Raw genomic sequence first — 21062 nt, forward strand, 5'->3', positions numbered from 1 at the left:
ATGAGCATTGAGTCCACGACATCTCAGCCCCTGTTGGAGGTCGACTCTCTCACCGTCGACATCGACGGAGAGGTCGGCAAACACCGGATACTGGACAATGTGTCGATCACCCTCGAGTCCGGTGAACCGATGGGCCTCGTCGGCGAATCGGGGTCCGGGAAGTCCATGACCCTGCGCACGGTCCTGGGCATGCTGCCGCCGGCGGCCACCGTCGTCGACGGGGAGGTCCGCTTCCGAGGAAAGAACATCCTCACCTCGGGTCCCGGTCGCCGCTACGACCACACGGTGCGCGGCACCGGCATCTCGATGGTGTTCCAGGAACCGGCGATCGCCCTCAATCCAGTGATGAAGGTGGGTCGACAGATCACCGACGCCATCGCCGAACACAAAGGGCTGTCGAAGCGAGCCGCCCATGATCTCGCCATCGAACTCATGGACCGGGTCGGCATCGCCGATCCCGAGCGCCGTGTCTCCGACTACCCGTTCCAGCTCTCCGGCGGCATGCGGCAGCGAGTGATGATCGCAGCGGCGTTGGCCCAAGAGCCCGAGGTCCTCCTCTGCGACGAACCCACGACGGCACTGGACGTGACAATACAGGCTCAGGTCCTCGATCTGTTCCGCACGATGCAGCAGAAGAACGGGCTGGGTCTGCTCTACGTCACCCATGATCTCGCGGTCGTCGCGCAGCTGTGTCAGAGCATCAGCGTGATGAAGAGCGGGCAGATCATCGAGCACGGGAATCTGCAGAGAGTCTTCGACGAGCCGCAGGAGGACTACACGCGCAGACTCCTGTCGGCGACTCCGCGGATCGACGACGACGTGGCGATGGAGGCGACGACATGACCACACGATTGCTGGCAGAAGATGATGGCTCGTCATCGAGGAAAAACTCATCGTCGGGGACAGCCTCAACGTCGGGGACAGCCTCGTCGTCGGGCACCGGACTGAGGGCCGAGAACATCACCGTGACCTTCGGTCGAGGCGAGCGGGCCTTCACTGCCGTCGATGACGTCAGCATCGAAGTCGGCCCGGGTGAGATCGTCGGCCTCGTCGGGGAGTCCGGCTCCGGCAAGTCCACCGTCTCCCGAGTCATCTGCGGCCTGCAGCGCGATTATTCGGGCACGGTCTCCTTCAACGGCAAGGAACTCGAACCCAAACGCAGCGCGAAGCGTTGGCGGGTCGTCCAGATGGTGTTCCAGGATCCCTTCGCCTCTCTTGACCCCCGGTACACGGTGCGCAGCACACTGTCCGAGGTGATCAGACACCATAAGCTCGCCTCTGGGGCGGCCCTGAAGCGCAGGTGCGTCGAACTCATGGACATGGTGCGTCTGCCGGTCGAATTCCTCGACCGGACGCCCACAGCAATGTCCGGTGGCCAGCGCCAACGTGTGGCCATCGCCCGTGCTCTCGCGGTTCAGCCCGAGGTGATCGTGGCCGACGAGGCGGTGTCCGCCCTTGATGTCAGTGTGCAGGCGGAGATCATCGCCCTCTTCGCCCGACTGCGTGCAGAGCTCGGACTCTCGATCCTCTTCATCTCCCATGACCTCGCCGTGGTCAAGAGCCTGTGCGAGCGCGTCTGTGTCATCCACAACGGAGTCCTCGTCGAGAGCAGCTCCACTGCCGAGATCTTTCACAATCCGCGCGAGGACTATACGAAGTCCCTGCTCCAGGCCATCCCCCGCTTCGACAGCGCCTTTCTCGATCGGGCCCCGGAACGGCGAACCACCTCGGCGAGCGAAGGAGATCGTTGATGCTCGGTAAGCGCACATCCAGGTTTCTCGCCATCATCGCCGCATCCCTGCTCATCCTCACCGGCTGCGACTCGGGGGACGACGGTCCGCCGGCCAACGGCGGAGACCTCGTCTTCGCTCGCGGCAAGGACGCCACAACCTTGCTGCCGCCGACGACGACGCAGAACGCCGACATCTGGACCCTGCAGCAGGTCTACGAGACGCTGACGCTGAACAAACCCGATGGAACCGGAGTCGTTCCGGGACTGGCAACGGATTGGAAGGAGTCGAAGGACAAGCTGTCCTGGACGTTCAATCTGCGCGAGAACGTCAAGTTCCACAGTGGCAAGGAGCTCACGGCCGATGACGTCGTCTTCTCCCTCAACTACGCGCGCGATGCCAGCGATGACGCCAATCTCTGGGCCGGGGAGTTCACCCTCATCGACGACGTCAAGAAGGTCGACGACTCCACGGTCAAGATCGAGCTGTCCAAACCGTGGGGACCGCTGCCCAGCTACATGGCACTGTTTGCCGCCGCGATCTACCCGGAGGACTTCGGCGGTCATGATGCCGAATACATGGCCACTCATGCCGACGGCACAGGACCCTTCAAGGTCGACTCCTGGTCGAAGGGCCAGAGCCTCAAGCTCGTCCGCAATGATGACTACTGGGAAGAAGGAGTGCCGAAGCTGCATTCGGTGACCTTCAACGTGGTCTCCGAGGACAACACCCGAAGACTCCAGCTCCAGGGCGGGCAGGCCCACATCGATGAGGAACCTGCCCCCTTGAGCATGAGCACCATGGACCGGTCGCAGGACGTCTCGGCCACCGCTTTCGAGTCGACGAAGATCCTCTACTTCAACCTCAACAACAAGGTCAAAGGTCTCGACGATCCGAAGGTCCGTCGCGCCATGTCCTATGCCGTCGACCGGAAATCCGTCGTCGATGTCGTCTACGCCGGGTATGCGGACCCTGCAGGGTCCTTCATCTCCCCCGGTCTGACCGGTCATGCCGATGGCATCGACGGCGGCGAGTACAACATGGACAAGGCGAAGAAGCTCATGGCCGAATCCGACCACGCGGAGGGGCTGGAGATCACCATCCAGATTCCTTCCGGGGTGGCCGACCGCGAACTGCTGGCCCAGATCGCCCAGCAGTCCTGGCAGGACCTCGGGATCACGGTCCATGTGCAGAAACTCGATGACGCTACCCTGGTGACCAACCGCACCAACGGTGACTTCGAAGTCCAGGTCGGCTACGCCACCTCCGATGTCTCCGACACCTCGCAGATGATCAACTTCCTCGCCGTCACCGATGATTCAGGCATCCGCTCCGGCTACGGCAATCCACAGGTCGAGAAGTGGTCGGCCCAGGCTCTGGCCGAACCCGATCCCGATAAGCAGAACGAGCTCTACGCGAAGATCCAGCAGAAGGTCGCCGACGACGCCCCGATCATCCCGGTCGCCTATCAGAAGGCCCTGTACGGAATCAGCAGCGACGTCGTCGACTTCGAACCCTACGTGCTGGGAACGTACGGACTGCGCGAGGCCACGCTCAAGAACTAGGACCTCACCAGCCGGGACGGTCCCGTTAAGCAATTGGGCACTGTTGTCGAAATCGACTCAGTGCTCAAGCACGATCTTTCCGGTCGTCGCACGGGATTCGAGCGCGGTGAACGCATCGGCCACCTCGGCGATGGGATAGCGGGCGCCGATGCTCACCTTGAGGTCTCCGCTGCGGATCCAGGCGAAGATCTCGTCTGTCCTGCCGCGGATCTCATCTGCGGTGCGGACGTGGTCGGCGACGGTGGGGCGGGTGAGGAAGAGCGAACCCGAGGTGTTGAGCGTGTTGACGTCGACCGGGTCGACCGGACCGCTGGCGTTGCCGACGACGACGATCGTGCCGCGGGTGCGCACGGCTTTGAGATCATCGTCGAAGGTCGTGGCGCCGACGCCGTCGTAGATGACGGAGGCGCCGATACCATCCGTGACTTCCAGGGTCTTCTCCGCGAAGTCTTCGTAGCCGAAGACATGGCTCGCGCCGTTCGCCCGGGCGATTTCGGCCTTCTCCGCAGAGGAGGTCGTACCGATCACTGTGGCTCCCTTGAACACCGCCACCTGCGTGAGCAGCTGGCCGAGCCCACCTGCCGCCGCGTGGATGAGCACGACGTCACCGGATGTGACCGGATGGGTGTCCGTGGTCAGGTAGTGGGCGGTGATGCCCTGCATGAGAGCGGCAACCGCGGTCTCATCATCGATGTCATCGGGCAATGGAACTGCCTTGTCCGCCTGCACGAGGGCGAACTGGGAGAAGCTTCCCTGCCCACCGGCCATCCAGCCGACGCGCGAACCGACCTCGAAGCCGGTGACACCGTCGCCGGTGGACACGACCGTGCCGACGCCTTCGACTCCGGCACGAAATGGCGTGGGCAGAGCCTTGCGACGCTGGACCACGTCGAGGAAGTTCACTCCCGAGACGCTCAGCTCGACGAGAATCTGCCCCTCAGCGGGAACCAGTTCCTCGTTGTCCACCCGTACGTAGGCCTCTGGACCGCCGTGTTGTTCAACCTTGATGAATGTCATCGTTGCCTCCTCGAAATCGATGTCGATGTCTGCCCGCGGAGCTTTCGTCCGGATACCTATCCGGACTATAGTCCGTATATGAGCGAGCATACCGGAACGCAGTCCGCTTTCGGAAGAGCCCTTCTTCCCATAGCGGCTCCAGAACAGCCGCTGCGCGCCGACGCTCAGCGGAATCGGCGTCGCATCCTCGACTCTGCGACACAGCTGCTCGCCGACGAGGGCGTGGCTGGACTGACCATGGACGAGTTGGCTAGGCGGGCACAGGTCGGCAAGGGCACTCTCTACCGGAACTTCACCGACAAGGCTGGAATCGCTTCGGCGCTGCTCGACGAACGGGTGCGGGATATGCACGCGCGGATGCTGCAGGGACCGTCTCCGCTGGGTCCGGGTGCGCCGGGCAGCGAGCGACTGGCGGCCTTTGCCGAGGCATATATAAGGCATGTCTCGAGCAACCTCGATCTCGTCCTCCTCACCGAGGACTCAAGTCCACGCGGACGATTCGATCGAGTGGGCTATCCCTTCTGGCGTCGCCACGTCGAGATCCTCATCGAAGAAGTCCGAGCGGACGATGCACGACTGCGCGCCGAGGCGGTCATGTCCGTGCTTTCGGCCGCCCAGTTGGAGCAGTGGCTTCGCATCGCAGGTCACGATCTCGAGGAGCTCATCCCCCGCGTACAGGGGATCGTCACCAGCATCGCAGACAGCTGATCACCGCTCTACCACGAGGTCGCTCAAGGGGGTCGAGCAGCAGGGCAGGAACTTCCCGGCCGCGATCTCCTTGGGCCGGATGCCCCCGGCATGGTTCATCTCGACCTCGCCGCTGACCAGGACTGACTTGCAGGTTCCGCACATGCCCTCTTCACAGGAGGAGGGGAAGACCATACCGGCTTCGACAGCCGCATCGAGGACCGTGGTCTCAGAATCACAGTCGACGTGCTTGCCGCTGGTCGTGAACTCGATGCCGAACCTCGCCAACGCCGAACCACCGCAGATGCCCTCAGCTGCCTGCGAAGCCGAACTGGTCCCTGACACTGGTGCACCCACTGCCTCGGCCACGCGTTCCTTCCGCGCCAGCCGCTCGGCCGGAGACGTCGCGAAGACGAAGGACTCCTCGTGGACTCGAGAGCCGAGCACGCCGAGCTCGTCGAGCATGATCCGGACAGCGGCCATGTAGTCGGCGGGACCACAGACGAAGGTCTCGCGATCTGCCAACTCGGGAACCACCTCGGCGAGGGTATCTCTGGTGATGCGGCCCCGACGGCCGGCCCACACCTCGGTGTTTCTCACTTCTGCGCCCCTCACTTCGGAGCCGGACTCCACGACCTCAGCGGCGGAATCCCGGGAGCACATCGTCACCACGCTCACTCCGGGAACCTCGGCAAGCTGCTCGAGTTCGGGCCGGAAGATGATGTCGGACGGGGTGGCCGCATTGTGGATGAGCACAATGTCGGTCGGCGTCCCGGCCGGCCTGGCCAGCAAAGACCGAACCATCGACATGATCGGGGAGATGCCCGAGCCGCCCGAGACGAACAGGTGCTTTTCGGCCGGGTGGAAACTGGTGCTGAACAGGCCGTAGGGTCCGTCGACGTGGATGCGGTCGCCGACCTTGAGCACATCGTGTAAGTAGGTCGAGACCGCGCCGCCGTCCACTCGTTTGATGGTCAGCGTGAATGTGTTCGTCCCGAACGGCGCCGAGGCGATCGAATAGCAGCGTTCGCGCTCGAGTTCGGGGATGCGCACCGTCACGTACTGACCTGGTTCGAAGTCGATCCTGGCCATCCAGGGGGCGAAGAGTTCGAAGCTCTTCACGTTGTGGGTGACCTCGGTGATGGACACGCATTCGACCATCCCGGTCAGTTCTGCATCGACTTCCGGGCTCGCCGCGCCAACGCCGGGAGCTGTTGCGTCAAAGTCTGGCACTGCTGAGTCGAAGCCAGTGCGCAGCGTCTCCTGATCGATCGTCATCGGCTCTGCCCTCCTGTGCCGTTCTGTGCTCTGTGGGCCTGCAGCCGTTCGATATACCAGGTGCAGAACTCCTCGAGGTCACTCTCCGTGGGCGCATAGGGTCCAGGAACGTAGGCCGGTGACGAGATCCCGCGGTGGGCCTTCGCGCACAGGGCCGCGTCCTGCTCGTTCGTCTTCACCCACACGGTCGTGAGGTTCTCGACGTCATAGTCGACGCCTTCGACCGCATCTTCATGGACCAGCCAGGTAGAGCGCACCAGCGTCCGATCGGGGCCTAACGGGACGAGGGAGAAGGTCACCGCGTGGTCGCCCATGAAGTGGAACCAGGCGTTGGGCTGGGTGTGCATCGACAGTCGCCCCAGTTCAGGGGTGTCAAGATCACCCAGCAGCTTCGCCGAGGCGGCCCCACCGTCCATCGTGTACGACTCCCCTTTTCCGTCGAGAGCTGCCCGTTCGATCCGGAAGCCGGTGGCTCGGCCGCTGAGTTCTGCGATGAGCTGCGTGGGCAGGTTGTTGCGTTCGCTGTTGACCCGCAGTCTCTCCTCGGCGTCGAGGTAGCGCTGGTAGGCGGGTTTGAGCCGTTTGGGGATCTCCTCCGGGGCGTAGCCGTAAGTCGGGAAGAACGTGCAGGTCAGCTCCGGGTGCCCGGCTTCGCAGTGATAGCACTCTCGGTTGTTCTCCATCACGAGCTTCCAGTTGGAATGTTCGATGAGGTCGACCTGGGCTGCGACCTTGGTCTTGTCCAGGGCGTGCGGTTCGATGTAGGGCGCGATCCGCTCGGCCACCTCGGCGAAGTCCTCTGGTGGATTCTGGGCGAGGCAGATGAAGACCAGTCCTGCGACGACGCGGACATTGACCGAGCGCAGGGAGAAGCAGGTGCGATCGAATCCTGGTGCTTGGACACCTGCTGACATGAGGTCGCCCTCGGGCGAGTAGGTCCACTGGTGGTAGCTGCAGACGATGTTGCCCACGGACCCGTTGGCCTCGGACAGAAGGCGAGCGCCGCGGTGCCGGCAGACGTTGTGGTGGGCGCGGATGTTCTCATCGTCATCGCGGATGATGATGACCGAATAGTTCCCGATGTCGATGGTGACGAAATCGCCGGGCTCTGGCACCTCGGCGGCGGCTGCTGCGAAGATCCACGTCGAGGCGAACACGGCGTCGATGTCGCGGCGGAAGAACTCCTCGGAGAGGTAGAACGGGGCATCCAAACAGTACCCAGGCCGACGCTCGTCAATGAGCCTGTCCGGGTCGTCAGGGTTGTCTGTCCGGGGATCGACTTCAGGTGCCAAAGTCATCGGTGTCACCGCCTCGCTGCGATTGCTGTAGCTGTTGTTGCTGTTGTTGCTGTTGTTGCTTAAAGCCAGTGTCCGCCGGAAAACCTACGAAGAAAAGCGAATCTTTTTCCACTCGATCGTGCAACAATATTGCATGATCGATCAGCGTCTCCACGTTCTCCGCGTCCTCGCCGAGGTCGGTACCCTCACCGAGGCCGCGCACCGTCTCGGATACACTCCATCGGCCGTGTCCCACCAGCTGCGATCCCTGTCCAAGGACCTGGGTCTGACCATCCTCGAACAGCGCGGTCGGGGCCTGGTTCTCACCCGCGTGGGTCAGCTACTGCTCGAGAGGACCCAGGAGCTCTTCACCCGATGGGAGGAGATTCGGGGCGAACTCGCCGAGGCGGACGCGGGCAGTCCGATGCGACAGAGGCGCCTGCGTCTGTGCGGCTTCTCAACCGCGGCGGCAACTTTGCTTCCCCCGACTGCGGAGAAGGTGAATGAGCTCTTCCCCGATTCGAATGTGACCATCATCGAGGCCGAGCCGGAGGAGTGCTTCGAGCTCCTCATCACCGAGCAGGCCGATATCGCCGTCGTCGTGGCCACGGATCCTCTGCCGCCCAGGAGCGACGTCAGGTTCGAACAGAATGCGCTGGTCAGCGACCGGCTCGACCTGCTCGTCCGCAGCGATCATCGTCTCGCGACTCGTTCTGCGGTGTCGCTGAGCGAGGCCGCGGAGGAGAGCTGGATCCTCGACCGCCCGGGCTCCCCCTACTACCGACTGGTGCGCACGGCGTGCGCGGCTGCCGGGTTCTTCCCCGAGAACGCCCATCAGTCCCGGGAGTGGGAGACGGGTGCGGCTTTGGTTTCTGCTGGCCTGGGAGTGGCGCTGATCCCCCGTCTGGCCAGGCTGCCCGAGGGCTACGATGTGGCTCGCGTCCCGCTGCGCGGCGACCCGGTCCCGTCCCGGAAGATCCTCACCGGGGTCCGCAGCGGATCGGCTGGTCAGCCGATCATCGCCGCCGCGCTTGAGATCCTCCACGAGGTCGCAGCCTCCGTGGCTCAGCGCGGGGTATGAGCAGCTGGCACCTCACCTCGGACGGCGCCAGCCCATTGCCGCGGATCTGATCCGGCGGCGCTTCCTCGCGGTGATGACGGTGAGCACGATTCCCAGGATGAGTGCCGCCAGTGATGCAAAGCCCAGAATGTGGCTGGTGAGGATGAAGCCGGAGGCGAAATCATCAAAGGCATCGACGTTGCCGCCCCCGCCGAGCAGAAACAGCACTCCGGGAATCATGATGATCCCGAGCGCCAGCAGCATCCCGAGCACACCGGCGACCATGAGCAGAATCCCGGGGACCACCGAAGGCAGTCGGGGTGGGAGCGGCAGCCGGGGTGGATACGGCAGCCCGGCGTGGGACGGCGTCCAAGCATTCTGGTCAACCATGGCCAGCCCCTCACCCTTCGCCGTCAGCTTCTCGTGCTCACCATCGTATTGGCACCTTGGCGCCGATTGACGGCTCAGCTGTGGCAGGTCTGCAACGAACGAGCCAGCCGCTTCGCGCCCAACCCCACCGTTTCGCATCCAACCTCACCGTTTCGCATCCAGAAGAGCATTCACACCCCAGCCGGGGGTGGCATAAAGTCGATTGCACGAGGTCAGTTCCCAGGCCGAATCATGAAGGATGTGCACACCGATGGACGACGTGAAGTATCTCGACACCGAGGCCGTATTCGCCACGCTGACTCCCGCCGAGGCGGTTGCTTCCCTGCGAGAGGCGCTCGCGGGCGATTTCGATCCCAGCAATGACATTCCGCGCACCATCAGCGACGTGACCGCCGGCAACATGATCTTCATGCCCGCAGAGATCGGCGACTGGGTCGGGGTCAAGCTCGTCGGCGTCTCCGTCGCCAACAGCGAGCGTGGCCTCCCCCGGATCATGGCCCAATACCTCATGTACGACGCCACCACGCTTGAGCTGCGCACCGTCATCGATGGTGCCGCACTGACGACGCTGCGCACCCCGGCCGTGTCCCTGGCCGCGGTCGAACCCGCACTGAACAGATTCACTCAGCCGGTCAACGTCGTCGTCTTCGGCGCCGGCCCGCAGGGGACGGGACATGCCGACACCATTGCAGACGTCCTCGATGTCGAGCTCGCCGACGTCTGCTTCGTCGTCCGTTCCCCCGATCAGGTCACCGCCGATGTCCACGAACGCGGCAGAGTGCTGCAGGCTCAGACCGCCGAGGTGGACGAGGCCATCCGTGCCGCCGACATCATCGTCACCGCCACCACCGCAAGCGAGCCCCTGTTCGCAGCGGATCTCGTGAGACCCGGCGCCGTGGTCATGGCCTGCGGCTCCCATGACCCGCACTCACGTGAGCTGCCAGCCGAGCTCTTCACCTCGGCGATGGTCGTGGTCGAAGACCTCAGCACCGTTCTGCGCGAGGGCGGCGACGTCGTCCTCGCAATCTCCGACGGTGCGTTGGACGCGGATTCGCTGGTGACGATGAAGGCGTTCAGCAACGGCGAGGTCAGCGCCGACCCCGACCAGACGCTCATCTTCAAGGGCTCAGGCATGTCATGGGAAGACCTGGCAGTGGCCACGAGGCTGGTCGGCAAAGCATGAGCACGCCTAACGAAGGCGCCGAAGGATCTGCCGGCGCCGCAGGATCTGCCGGAGCTGGAAGTTCTACTGGAGCTGCAGGGAAAGCGGGCGAACTTCGCCGCAGCATCGGACTGACCGAACTCGTCTTCATCGGCTTAGTGTTCATCGGGCCGGCCGCCGCGGTCGGCGTCTTCGGCACACTCGATGCGAACTCGGGCGGCGCGGTCGCCCTCGTCTACATTGTGGCCACGATCGTCATGTCGTTCACCGCGGTCAGCTATATGCGCATGTCGCGGGAGATCCCGCGGGCTGGGACGGTCTTCGCCTACGCCTCGGCGGGAATCGGACCGAGAGCCGGATTCACCGCCGGCTGGATGATTCTCCTCGACTACCTGTTCATCCCGTCCGTGGCGTACCTGTTCACGGGCATCGCCCTGAACTCGATCTTCCCGAGCATTCCCGTGTGGCTGTTCACCGGTATCGCCGTCATCCTCACCACCGGGCTCAACCTCGCGGGCGTGAAGATCGCTTCACGGGTGATCACGCTCGTGGTCGTCATCGAAGTGCTCGTGCTCGGGCTGGTCCTCGTGCTCGGCATCATCTTCCTGGCCGCCAATGGGCCCAGCCGCGACTGGCTGTCCCCGCTGACCGGCGTGGGCGCGTTCTCGATCACTGCCGTACTGGCCGCTGTATCTGTGGCAGTTCTGTCCTATCTCGGCTTCGATTCCCTGGCGACCTTCGCCGAGGAGGCCAAGGGCGGACCGAGAATCGTCGGACGTGCCACCCTGGTGTGTCTGATTCTCGCCGGGGTCTTCTTCGTGGCACAGACCTGGGTCGGCAGCCTGCTCTCGCCGGTCTCCCCTGCCGAACTGCAGGCCAATCCCGAGTTGGAGGGCGCCGCCTACTACGATGCCGTCGATGCCACCCTCGGGACTTGGGTCCACTGGCTGCTGGCCCTGGCCAAGGCCGTCGGTGCGGCATTCTCCGCCATGATCGGGCAGGCCGCCGGCTCCCGCATCCTCATGGACATGGGCCGCAAGGGTCAGGTGCCGAAGTTCCTGAGCCAAGTGTCACCGCGCACCGGTGTTCCGTGGAAGGGAATCCTCGTCGCCGCTGTCGGCAACGTCATCGTCGCCGGTTGGGCCACGACCCGCGCGGACGGACTCGACCAGCTCACATCCATCGTCAACGTCGGCGCACTGAGCGCCTTCATCTTCGTCCAGGCCTCAGTGGTCGGCTACTTCCTCATCAAACGTAAAGGTTCCGAGACCCCGAGCTGGTTCACGCACGGGGCGATTCCGATCATCGGTGCCGTCCTGCTGGCCATCGTCTTAGTCAGCGCGAATCCCCTTGCACTGATCATCGGTGCGGTGTGGCTGGCCATCGGCCTCGTCGTATATCTGGTGCGCAACCGCCGACGGGTGTGACTGGGTCAGACTGCTGACCTCAGTCCTGGAGCCGAGTTGTGCCGTCGATCCCACCTGAGGTGTTGAGCTGCTTGGCATAGCAGTAGTCGGCTCCCAGCCCGTGTGACGAACACCAGGACAGCGCCTCCTCGGGGTCGTCGTATCCGATTCCCACAACGGTGACCCAGAAGTTGTCTTCTTTGAAGCTGGCGAAGTCGCCAGACCACACCAACTGCACGCGAGGGAACTCTTCCCGCAGCTCTTGGTGTTCGGCGAGAATGTCCTTTTCCTTCCAGACCTTCCCCTCGGCCTCCAGGTCCAGCTTCTTCGAACTCAGCTGCGGCACCCACTTCCCGTTGAGGTCAGCTTTGACGCTGGGCCTGTCACCTTCGATCAGCTGATCGAGAGCCTTCGCGGGGTCATTCGACAGTGACGGTGACTCCGAGGGCTCGGGACTCTCTGAGGAACCCTGACTCGACGAGGCCTCACTTCCCGGGGTCTTCGCATCCGATGAGGCCGGTGCCGCAACCGTGTCACCGTCGGAATCATTACCGAACAGAGTCGCTGCGCCCCACCCGATTCCGAGGGCGACGACCACGATGAGAACTACGCCCAGTGCGATGAGCCCCTTCCGACTGCGCGGCTTCCCTGTCGGCGCGGCGGCATAGGGACCCTGGCCGTACTGGGCGTTGGGGTTCTGCCCCGGCTCCTGCTGTTGCTGTGGGTACTGCTGTTGCTGCGGGTGTTGCGAGTGCTGTGGGGGCTGTTGATATTGGTCTGGGGCCTGCGCCGAAACGGATTCACTCTGTGGGCGCTTCGGCCTGGGGTATGGGGTCGCGGGAGGAGGCACGGGGGTCGCGACAAGGCCATTACCCCAACCATTTCCGGCATGCTCGTTCGGCTGACCCCAGCCGTTGTCTGACGGCTGTTCTGGCTGCCCCCAGCCGGTATCGGCCTGTTGGTTCCACCCTGAATCCGACTGCTGATTCCACCCTGTATTTGGCTGCTGCGGAGGATTCGAGCCGTGTCCTTGGTGACCGTTGCCGTTCCACTCAGGGTCGCGGCCACTCCCGGGTGGAGGGGGATTCTCACTCATCAGCGGCTCTCGATCTTTCTTTGCGAAATAAGTCAATTTAGACAACTTCGATGGTGCCACAATCCTAATATAGGATTGCCACTACAAAATGAATATAAAGTCGCATATTGACTTATATCCATCTACAGACCCCTCGCCTGCACCGCTGCAGACCCACCCGGATGAAGGACCTGACATGAGCGACTCATCTCACGACGCCAAAGACAACGGAGCCGCGGAAGGGTCGAGCAGCCCTCCCGCTACGGAGCCGAAGAGCACGGAGAATTCGCCCGTCCCGAAAAAGCCCGATTCCTCTCCCGCGGCCGGGTCAGACGCGGACGCTTCTGCCACTGGCTCCGAACCTACTGCTGCCTCTGAACCTACTGTTGCCTCCGGATCTACGGCCGGTTCGAACAGTGACGACCTTGACTCCACAGCGCGATTCGCACCCGGATGGAACCAGAACAACCAGCAGCAGTCCCACCTCTATGGCTCAGAACCGCAGGCCGGATCACCACAGCCGAGGACGGGAGCACCCCACCCGAACTCGTACTACTCTCACTCGGGCAGTCAGCCGAATGGGTATCAGGGAAGCCAGCCAGGTGGATACCACGGCAGCCAACCAAATGGATACCCGGGAAGCCAGCCAGGTGGGCACATGGGCAGTCAGCCCGGCGGCCACCTCGGCGGTCACCCTCAGGGAGTTCCCTATCCTCAGCCTCCCCAGTACCCGCAGTCCCAGATGTCTCCGTCCGCGGCGAAGTACCTGTCGGCATTCGGACAGGGAGCCACATGGCGCAGCGCCCTGATCCCGCCGGGGCTGGCGCTGCTGGCCGGAATCATTGTCTCGATCATCATTTCGGCGCTGCTCACCTCGATGAGCGATTTCACCGCTCTCGCTGAAGAGATCGGCTTCAACACCGACGGAATCAGCTATGCGCTGCCCTTCGTCCTGCTGGCAATGTCCCTATTCGGTTCGGCTGTCTTCCGCTTCAGCGTGCAGGCAGGAGACATGGGGCAGGCGTCGGGCAGCCTCTTCGCCTCGGGAGCACCGCTGCTCATCACCATCATCGTCATCGGTGTGCTGTGGTGGTTCACGAAGCGCAGCGAGTTGAAGTCACCGTCACCCAATCGCGGAGTCACCTGGATCCGCATCGGGATCACGACCTTGTCCATGGCTCTCGTTCTGCTTCTTCTCCAATTGATCTTTGCGGCGCGCTTCTCCATCACGGAAAGCGGCGGCATGATCGATCTCGAGTTCTCCGCCGTGACCGTCCGTTCCTTCTTCCTGCCGCTGCTCGCCGTCCTCATCACCAGCATCTGTGCAAGGATCGCCGGGCACTTCAAGGGCAGCGAGGCCATCGGCGCCCCCTTCCTGCGGTGGCTCGTCCCGCCGATTCTCGTGACGTGGACCCACCTCATCGTGGCCACGCTCGCCCTGTCGGTCGTCGCAATCTTCATCATTCCGCTGTCCTTCGACATGCCCTGGCAGACGATCCCAGCGCTCTTCATCAACGTGGGCCTGATCCTCACCCTGCTTGTCCACCTCGGCGGAGTCAGCGCCTCGGCCCAGGGCGACATGATGGGTTATGACTCCGGCGGGTTCTCGGAATCATTGACCATCTTCAGCCGTGAGGCACCCGGGCAGCTGTGGATCGGACTGCTTGCGGTCGTGGCCGCTGTTCTCGTTGCAACTCTTGTCGCCACCGTGACTCGCCGTCCCTATTGGACGGTCCCCGGCGAGGACAAGCAGCAATGGGCCACTGCGTGGAAGATTCCCTTGGCGTTCTGTGCCATCTGGGGACTGCTTTCCGTCCTGGCGGTCCCCCTCCGCGTCCACCTCGAGGGATCTGCCGCGGCTGCCTCGATGTTCGATGGGTTCGGCACCGCCCGCGCTGGCGTCGGCCCTCTGGCCTGGTCGTTCCTCCTCTTCGCTCTCTGGGGCATTGTCATCGAGGTTCTGTCGAGGACCCTCGGCCCGCGGCTTGTCCTGACCATTCCAGCCATCGCGAAATTCTTCGCTGGACGGGCCGTCCACCCGCACTGGGGCCAGGCTCTGGGCATGAGCGAACCACGCCATCCCCTCATCCATCCAGACGCCGTCGCTGGACGTGGCCCCGGAGTCGGTATGACAGCTGCTGGTGCAGCTGGTGCCGGTCCAGCAGGAGCGGCGTTTGGCGCTCAGCCAGGACCGTCTGCCTCAGCCCCGGGATCAGCCGCGGCTCCTGGAACAGATTCTGCGGGCTATGCAAATGTCCCGCAATCTGGCGCCCCGACTCATGCAGATCCCGGCTCGTACCCGACCTCAGGCGCCACCTATCCGATTCCTGCTCACCCAGGCGGCCCCCCGAACGGCGCCTATGCCGCGGCTGGCTCGCCCCCGCCTCCCGGAACAGCACCGGCCCAACCTTTCAACAAGAAGAAGGCCACCCTGGTCGGCGTAATCAGCGGCTCAGCGGTTCTCGTGATCGTCGCGGCTCTCATCGTCGTCACGCAGGTCAACGGAAACACGTTCAGCCCCGAAGCCGCCATTGAGAAGTACTTCTCCGAACTCTCCGATGGCGACGCCGAGGGAGCCTTGAAGATGGCCGACGTCGACGTACCCTCCGAGCAGAGGCAGCTGCTGACGAATGACGTCCTTGGTGCTGCAAAGGCCCTGCCGAAGGACGTCACCGTCGAAGATGCCGAAATCAACGGAAACTCGGCGACAGTGACCGCGACCTATGACGTAGGAGGAAGCAAGGGCACGACGAGCTTCTCGCTGCACAAGGCGGGCAAGAAGGCTCTGTTCTTCGACGACTGGAGGCTGCAGGCGCCCGAGCTCTTCTCCCTCTCCGTCGAGACTCCCGGACTGAGCAAGGTCAAGATCAACGGCATCGATATCGAGACCAGCGAATCTGGCCTCGCGCTTCCGGCTTTCCCGGGAATGTACACCATCGGACTGTCGGAAGAGACCGACCTGGTTTCTGCAGACGAGATCGAGTCTCGAGCGTTCTTCGCCGAGGAAGGCGACTCGGAAGGGTACGAGCCGGCGCTGCTCGCGGCCCAGCCCACCGATGCCTTCCGCACTGAGGTGAACAAGCAGGTCAAGACCCTCATCGACAGCTGCGCCAAGAAGACCGTCGCCCAACCCGACGGCTGCCCGTTCGGCTCCTACAGCGCCGAAAGCTACGACGCGACGAACCTCAAATGGTCAATCTCCTCGTATCCGACGGCCACCGTGGGCGATCCATCGGGCGAAGGCTATTTCGACCCTGAAGAATCCACTGGCCCCAACGGCGGCCCAGCCTGGCCGATCTCGACAGAGTCGACCGGCGAAGCGTTCCTCACCGGAAAGTATGACTCGTTCTTCGACGAATCGGAGACCTTCGACGACACCGTGACATTCTCGGTCGACGGAAACGCGGAGATCGTCGACGGTAAGGTCGTCATCAACATCGAAGGCGACCCGTACGGGTTCTGATCAGGAGCTGAGCCTCGGTAGCAGGTCCAGGCCCTCGGACACGTACCGTTCGCGATCGGCGGTGGGCACCATGGCACCACCTGTCACCCACACCAGGTGCGTGGCACGGTCCCGTCCGTCAGCACTCCACCCGTCCCCTGCACCCTCGCCGAGGTGGTCCATCGTTCGCCAGGGAACCGTCAGTCCCGCAGTCGCCGAAGGCTCGACAACAACCCCCTCAGCCTGGTGGAGCACTGCCACGCCTGCCTTGATGACCTCGTCGCTGACCGTAGCGAATCCGGTAATCAGGGGGCTGATCACCGGGCCGATGAAGCGGGAAGGACGCGCCACAGCCAGACCGTCGGCTGCGGTGTTTCCACTCAACCCGATGTCCTGAACCGAGATCGCGCTGTGCAGGCCGGTCCTCACGCCGAGGAACATTGCGGGTGCTTGGCTGGGCTCCACGAAGATGCAGTGCACATCGTCGCCGAAGACCCACTTCAGACCGTAGGTCACGCCTCCTGGTCCGCCGCCGATCCCGCAGGGCAGATACACGACGAGAGGGTGATCGGCATCGACTGTCACCTGCGAATCTGCGAGCTGGTCTTTGAGGCACAGAGCCGCCACCGAATACCCGGCGAAGAGACTGCGTGAGTCTTCGTCGTCGACGAAGTGGGTGCGCGGCGCGCCTTCGGCCGACGCTCGGCCGGCTGACACCGCTGCAACGAAGTCACCAGCGTGTTCGATGACCTCGACACCGTGGCTGCGCAGGAGTTCTTTCTTCCATTCTCGGGCGTCGGCTGACATGTGAACTGAGGCTGCGAAGCCAAGCGCCGCACTGAGAATCCCGATCGACAGTCCCAGGTTTCCAGTGGATCCGACGACGATCCGGTGGGTTGCGGCGAGCGCACGAAACTCCTCGGAGCTGTAATTCGCGGGCTCGTGGGGATTCAGTCCGTGCTCGGCGGCGACTTCCTCGGCGTATTCGAGTACTTCGTGGAAACCTCCACGAGCCTTGATCGATCCGCTGATCGGTAGAGCGTCGTCGCGTTTGAGCCACAGCCTGCCGGGCAGTTCGACGCTGAGACGCTCGTTGAGATCAGCTTGCGCAGCATCCGCAGGGACGAGGGGGGACTCAATGACCCCGTCGGCAGCCGCCGTCTCTGGGAACGTGTCGGCGAACCACGGGGCGAAGCGGTCGAAGCGCTGTGCGGCCCGGTCCATGAGGTCGGAATCCACTCCGGCCTGGTGATCCACTCCGGCTTCGAGGTCTGCACCGGCCGCCCGCTCCACACTGGCGTCGAAATTCGCGGCCATACCCTGAAGCACCTCGGCAGTGGAGTCAAGATCGCGGCGCAACCAGGTAGTCGATTCGCCGGCCGCTAGGGATCGGATGACCGGATCACCAGCATCGAATTCGATCTCGGGCTGTGCTTGAGAGGGCATGGGAACAGACTCCGATTCTGAGCGGTGCCGAAGGACTCAACGAAATGATCCTATCCGTGGGATCGGGTGCACTCCAGGTTGCAGCTCAATTGACGCCAACCTCGGCGGTATCGGTCTTCTTTCGGCGGCGTCAATCCTTTTGGATATTCTTCGCCGCTTCCAACACATCCGCGAGCTCGCCGAGCCACTGCGTGTACCCGTCGTAGGTGTAGGCACGCTTGTCGTCCCAGGTGCCGAGTTGTTCGTGTTTGACTGGGAGAAGGCTCGTGAAGATGGGATTGTCCTCGTAGTCAGTCGAGGCATCGTGGATGAGCATGACGTCTGCCGGGTAGTCACTGATCTTCTCCCAGGAGACTTCGGCCCAACTGGTGTCCGCTCCGGACTCGGGTCCGACGAGGTTCAGGCCGTCGTCGGAAAGCATCTTCGCGACCCCGAGCTCCTTGGCTGTGTAGTTGATCTCAGCACTGAAGTTTGCGAGCAGCACGGTCAGCCATTCCTTCTCGGCAGTGATGTCGCGGATTCGCTGCCGAGCAGCCTCGAACTGCTTGCGCTGTTTCGCGATCTCTCCGGTCTTGGTGTCTTTGCCGAGCGCCCGTGCGATCGCGGCGTACTGGGCGAACATGTCGTCCGGTGTCCCTCCGTCGAGTTTGACTGGCACAAATGGGACGAGGGATGCGACCTGCTCACGAAGCTTGTCGTCCCACCACGTCCACCCGTCCCCTTCTTCGTTGCCATACGCGATGACGATGTCGGGATTCGTCGCCGCGAGGGCTTCGAGGTCCAGTTCCATATCGGTGCCGACGACCTCTACTCCCGACTGATCGAACGACTTCCCCGGTGACTCATTCTGGCCGAATCCGTAGACCGCGACCGGTTTGATTCCATACGGAGCGAGGGCCGCTGCGGAGTAGAAATCCATCGCGATCCGTTCGACCGGGTGGTCCAGCTCGATGGCGATTCCGTCATAACCCTCGGGGCTGTAGGAGAAGCCCTTCGCCCCGTTCGTCGACGTAGCCGCGGCGTCGCTCTCTGGACTGCCGCAGGCTGTAAGGGCGAATGGAGCGAGTAGGGACAGTGCGAGCAGTTGGCGCCGGCGCATAGATGACCTTCCGGTGTTCCTCGCGTGGTTTTCGTCTGTTTTGAGATCATTGGAACCGAGCAAGGCATGGCTACTCGTTTCGAGAACACAGTAACACTATTTGGAAAGGCTATCCTTACTAAATTGACGTAGACTGGCATCTGACCCTGCATCACATCGCTTGCTGGGAGCTTCTCCCTACAAGCGGCCGCCACGAGTTCCCCGGCACGACGAGGAACGAAGGAGCATCTGTGCCACAAGCACCCATCACCGCCTTCGAGGCCACTGTCATCAGCATCGAAGATCTCAGTCCCGTATTCCGCCGTGTCACCTTCGGTGGCGAGGGTCTCAGAGACTTCGGATGCAGCGGCCACCCGCGTGACCTGCGGTTCAAGCTCATCATCCCCTCGGCCGGAGCGCCTAAGCCTGAGTTCGACCTCATCCGCTTCCTCGATGAGCAGGATCCAGATTCCGGTGTGTCCTGGTATCAGGCATGGCTGCAGCTCGATCCGAATGTACGCGGCGAAATGCGCACCTACACCGTCCGCGAATGGCGCGAAGAAGCGTGCGAGCTCGTCGTCGACATGGTCCTCCACACCGACGATCAGGGCCACTCTGGCCCCGCTGCCGCCTGGGCGCAGAACGCCGAGGTGGGTCACAGCCTGCACATCATCGGTCCGTCGCGCCATGCCGAAGGGCCTACTGCCGGGATCGAGTTTGCGCCGGCAGATGCCGACACCATCCTCCTCGCCGGCGATGAGACCGCGGTGCCCGCGATCGCCTCTATCCTTGAGTCACTCAAAGGCGCCGAGGTGCAGGGAAAGGCGATTCTCGAGGTGCCCAGCGCCGAGGATGTTCTTGAGTTGGATGCTCCCGCAGGGTTTGAGATCCAGTGGCTGCCCCGTGACAACGCTGACCATGGTCAACTGCTCGAGCCTGCCGTCCGTGACGCTGTCCGAGTCGAGAGCCGAGTACTCGCAGAGGTGGGTGCGGGCACCTCGGGGTCAACGCCCGTTGAGCTCGACGACGTCAACATAGACGAACAGATCCTGTGGGACGTCCCGGCTGCTCTGACGCAGGCTGCTCAGGGCAGCTCGAGTGATACCGAAAAACATACCCGCCCGTTCTATGCCTGGATCGCCGGCGAGGCCGGACCCGTCAAACGTCTTCGTCGTTACCTTGTCCAGGAGGTCGGAGTCGATCGTCATCAGATCGCATTCATGGGCTACTGGCGCCAGGGCAAAGCCGAGGGCTGATCAGCTGCGCCCTATTCACTTCGAGGCCGGGTTCGCCGAAGAAGCACTCTTCGAAGACGAACGCAGCATCTGCGGAACAATGGTGAAGGCCGCGCCGAGGAGGCACAGCGTTCCGCCCAGTGCGGCCAGCAGCGGTGGAACTTCGCCGAGGACCAACCAGGCGAGAAGGACGACGATCGCTGGAACGAGCAGACTCGAAGAACTGAGCACGCCGGCGGGGAGGAAGCGGATCGCGTATCCCCATAGGTTGAATGCGAGTGCGGTGGGCACGATTCCGAGGTAGATGACCTGCACGGTGATGTTCATCGGCGCATCGGCCACCTCGGTGATGAGATCGGGAGTGAAGACAAGGCAGGCGATCGTTCCGGCTAGAATCCCCGTCCAGGTGACCGTCACCGAATCGTCTCGGGACAGGAAGTGCTTCTGCAACAACACGCTGGCGGCATAGAGGAGAGCGGCCGCAAGGCTCAGGAGCAGGCCGCCAATAGTGACCACACCGGAGAAGCTGGCGATCGTGATCAGCACTATCCCTGCCAAGGACACCGCGATTCCTATGACCAGTTTCCACGGAAGACCCTCGCCAAGAATCAGGCCTGCGAATATCGCCACGATGAGCGGGGCGATATTGACGATCATTGCCGCAGTGCCGGCGTCGATCGACCGCTCCGCAGCGTTGAGGATAACCGTGTAGCCGGCGAACCATGCAACTCCCCAGATGAGCATGATCAGCCAAGACATCTTCGACGTCGGGAACCTCGGCTTCCGAAAGAGCATCCAGGCAGATAGGACGATCACCGCAGCACCCATCCGCAACAGCGACATCGGCCCCGGGGAGTAGTGGTCGCCCGCATCACGAATGACGACGAACGACGAGGCCCAGAAGACCATCGTCAGCAATGCCGCAATCCACGGCATGACTCGTGAAGAAGACGCGGAGCCAGTGGGCGCCGTCGCTGCGTTGGCATTCGCTGTCGTCGCAGTCGGTACAGTCGCCGCGGTCAACGAAGTCGTCGCGGTCGCGACCGGCGGCTCGGCCACCGAGGGCGAATTGCTCGGGAAGTCCGATTCGGATGACGAGTCCGTATTGGTGGTCACGGTTGACGGCGTCGACGGGCAGTATCCGGAAGCTGAATTGTCTTTCATGTATACGATTATTCTGCCGGAGACAGTCAATGAAAAGCGCACACCATTGC

The 21062-nt window shown here is 63.1% G+C and carries 18 protein-coding genes; 9 read left to right on the plus strand and 9 right to left on the minus strand.

The features are described from left to right. Genes LQ788_RS19255 through LQ788_RS19265 form a run of 3 tightly spaced genes read left to right on the plus strand, consistent with a single transcriptional unit; the run spans window position 1 to window position 3295 of the window. Window positions 1-843, plus strand: coding sequence for an ABC transporter ATP-binding protein (locus LQ788_RS19255; protein WP_231443834.1), 843 nt, complete (start codon window positions 1-3; stop codon window positions 841-843). Then, window positions 840-1751, plus strand: coding sequence for an ABC transporter ATP-binding protein (locus tag LQ788_RS19260; protein WP_231443836.1), 912 nt, complete (start codon window positions 840-842; stop codon window positions 1749-1751). The genes LQ788_RS19255 and LQ788_RS19260 overlap by 4 nt, the downstream gene beginning before the upstream one ends. Continuing rightward, complete coding sequence (locus tag LQ788_RS19265; RefSeq protein ID WP_231443838.1) at window positions 1751-3295, plus strand: ABC transporter substrate-binding protein; 1545 nt, start codon at window positions 1751-1753, stop codon at window positions 3293-3295. Before LQ788_RS19260 ends, LQ788_RS19265 begins: the two co-directional genes overlap by 1 nt. Window positions 3296-3352: 57 nt before the next feature. On the opposite strand, the gene LQ788_RS19270 is transcribed toward LQ788_RS19265, so the two are convergent. Beyond that, window positions 3353-4312 carry a quinone oxidoreductase family protein gene (locus tag LQ788_RS19270; protein WP_231443840.1) on the minus strand — a complete coding sequence of 320 codons (960 nt, stop codon included), beginning with the start codon at window positions 4310-4312 and terminating at the stop codon, window positions 3353-3355. Window positions 4313-4390: 78 nt separating this feature from the next. Between LQ788_RS19270 and LQ788_RS19275 the strand changes: the two genes are divergently transcribed. Then, a complete protein-coding gene (locus LQ788_RS19275) occupies window positions 4391-5020 on the plus strand; it encodes a TetR/AcrR family transcriptional regulator (protein WP_231443842.1) in 630 nt (209 codons plus the stop codon). Here the strand turns inward: LQ788_RS19275 and LQ788_RS19280 are convergent, their stop codons facing one another. Genes LQ788_RS19280 through LQ788_RS19290 form a run of 3 tightly spaced genes read right to left on the minus strand, consistent with a single transcriptional unit; the run spans window position 5021 to window position 7729 of the window. Then, the gene (locus LQ788_RS19280) at window positions 5021-6277 is read right to left on the minus strand and encodes a hybrid-cluster NAD(P)-dependent oxidoreductase (RefSeq protein ID WP_231443844.1); all 1257 of its coding nucleotides are present in this window, start codon (window positions 6275-6277) and stop codon (window positions 5021-5023) included. Next, a complete protein-coding gene (locus LQ788_RS19285; protein ID WP_231443846.1) occupies window positions 6274-7575 on the minus strand; it encodes an aromatic ring-hydroxylating oxygenase subunit alpha in 1302 nt (433 codons plus the stop codon). The genes LQ788_RS19280 and LQ788_RS19285 overlap by 4 nt, the downstream gene beginning before the upstream one ends. Then, window positions 7559-7729, minus strand: coding sequence for a hypothetical protein (locus tag LQ788_RS19290; protein WP_231443848.1), 171 nt, complete (start codon window positions 7727-7729; stop codon window positions 7559-7561). The genes LQ788_RS19285 and LQ788_RS19290 overlap by 17 nt, the downstream gene beginning before the upstream one ends. Between LQ788_RS19290 and LQ788_RS19295 the strand changes: the two genes are divergently transcribed. Continuing rightward, complete coding sequence (locus LQ788_RS19295) at window positions 7709-8635, plus strand: LysR family transcriptional regulator (protein ID WP_231443849.1); 927 nt, start codon at window positions 7709-7711, stop codon at window positions 8633-8635. The genes LQ788_RS19290 and LQ788_RS19295 overlap by 21 nt on opposite strands. A gap of 12 nt (window positions 8636-8647) precedes the next feature. On the opposite strand, the gene LQ788_RS19300 is transcribed toward LQ788_RS19295, so the two are convergent. After that, window positions 8648-9004 (minus strand): hypothetical protein, encoded by a 357-nt coding sequence (locus tag LQ788_RS19300; protein WP_231443851.1) that lies wholly within the window; start codon window positions 9002-9004, stop codon window positions 8648-8650. Between the two features lie 250 nt (window positions 9005-9254). Between LQ788_RS19300 and LQ788_RS19305 the strand changes: the two genes are divergently transcribed. Beyond that, window positions 9255-10187, plus strand: coding sequence for an ornithine cyclodeaminase family protein (locus tag LQ788_RS19305; RefSeq protein WP_231443853.1), 933 nt, complete (start codon window positions 9255-9257; stop codon window positions 10185-10187). Further along, complete coding sequence (locus tag LQ788_RS19310) at window positions 10184-11593, plus strand: APC family permease (RefSeq protein ID WP_231443854.1); 1410 nt, start codon at window positions 10184-10186, stop codon at window positions 11591-11593. The genes LQ788_RS19305 and LQ788_RS19310 overlap by 4 nt, the downstream gene beginning before the upstream one ends. Window positions 11594-11612: 19 nt before the next feature. On the opposite strand, the gene LQ788_RS19315 is transcribed toward LQ788_RS19310, so the two are convergent. After that, window positions 11613-12668, minus strand: coding sequence for a hypothetical protein (locus LQ788_RS19315; protein WP_231443856.1), 1056 nt, complete (start codon window positions 12666-12668; stop codon window positions 11613-11615). Window positions 12669-12843: 175 nt separating this feature from the next. On the opposite strand from LQ788_RS19315, the gene LQ788_RS19320 reads away from it, so the two are divergent. Then, window positions 12844-16110: a zinc ribbon domain-containing protein gene (locus LQ788_RS19320; protein WP_231443858.1), complete on the plus strand. Its 3267-nt coding sequence runs from the start codon at window positions 12844-12846 to the stop codon at window positions 16108-16110. On the opposite strand, the gene LQ788_RS19325 is transcribed toward LQ788_RS19320, so the two are convergent. Both LQ788_RS19325 and LQ788_RS19330 read right to left on the minus strand, forming a co-directional pair. Next, window positions 16111-17535 (minus strand): D-serine ammonia-lyase, encoded by a 1425-nt coding sequence (locus tag LQ788_RS19325; RefSeq protein ID WP_231443859.1) that lies wholly within the window; start codon window positions 17533-17535, stop codon window positions 16111-16113. 130 nt (window positions 17536-17665) lie between these two features. After that, window positions 17666-18634, minus strand: coding sequence for an ABC transporter substrate-binding protein (locus tag LQ788_RS19330; protein WP_231443861.1), 969 nt, complete (start codon window positions 18632-18634; stop codon window positions 17666-17668). Between the two features lie 230 nt (window positions 18635-18864). On the opposite strand from LQ788_RS19330, the gene LQ788_RS19335 reads away from it, so the two are divergent. Further along, entirely contained in the window at window positions 18865-19869 is a 1005-nt protein-coding gene (locus tag LQ788_RS19335; protein ID WP_231443864.1) for a siderophore-interacting protein, read from the plus strand. Between the two features lie 15 nt (window positions 19870-19884). On the opposite strand, the gene LQ788_RS19340 is transcribed toward LQ788_RS19335, so the two are convergent. Next, a complete protein-coding gene (locus LQ788_RS19340) occupies window positions 19885-21012 on the minus strand; it encodes a DMT family transporter (RefSeq protein WP_231443865.1) in 1128 nt (375 codons plus the stop codon). Window positions 21013-21062: the final 50 nt, after the last annotated feature.

Origin of the sequence: Brevibacterium zhoupengii, assembly GCF_021117425.1 — a bacterium.
Taxonomy (GTDB): Bacteria; Actinomycetota; Actinomycetes; order Actinomycetales; family Brevibacteriaceae; genus Brevibacterium; species Brevibacterium zhoupengii.